Raw genomic sequence first — 545 nt, 5'->3', positions numbered from 1 at the left:
GGACGGATGCGGTACGTAAAAAGCATGAAGATCCGGCCTATCGAGCGCGATATATGCAACGTTTTGATATGGAAAAATGGCTGAACAGTGGAGAGGGGGAGAATGCGCTGCCGTTCTCGTCACTGACGGATACCGTAGCGGAATATCACACGAGAATAGATACCAACCGGCGTATTGCCGATTACACCCGTTCTCAGTGGAATGGGAAATATCTATTTGATCAGAATAACCTCTGGTGGGCAGAGAGAGAGTTAATGCCAGGCAAAGGGGTCATCCTGTTCCTGCCTGATCCGGTTGCGATAGTGCAGGATATTACCGCGCTGATGAATTATCGGTTAAAGACCCAGTTTCATGAAAATCCACATTACATCAGAGGGATTGCGCTTTCGGCTTCTCTAGGCACGCTGAAAGAGGCGCAGTGTCGGCAGTTTGAGCGGGATCAGATAAGTGGATATGAAACGCTGGAAACCCAAATACAATACGGCTACTACACTTCTGGCGGAGCCTATCTGTCGGGTCATCCCGGGACTGTGGATACCGGGCGT

1 protein-coding gene is annotated in these 545 nt (G+C 50.1%); it reads left to right on the top strand.

From position 1 onward, the window contains the following. Positions 1-53 precede the first annotated feature (53 nt). On the top strand, positions 54-545 hold a 492-nt coding region (locus tag AM629_RS21470; protein ID WP_152912075.1), incomplete at its 3' end, for a hypothetical protein.

The organism is Photorhabdus heterorhabditis (assembly GCF_001280945.1).
Taxonomy (GTDB): Bacteria; Pseudomonadota; Gammaproteobacteria; order Enterobacterales; family Enterobacteriaceae; genus Photorhabdus; species Photorhabdus heterorhabditis.
This window is presented reverse-complemented; position numbering and strand designations above follow the sequence as displayed.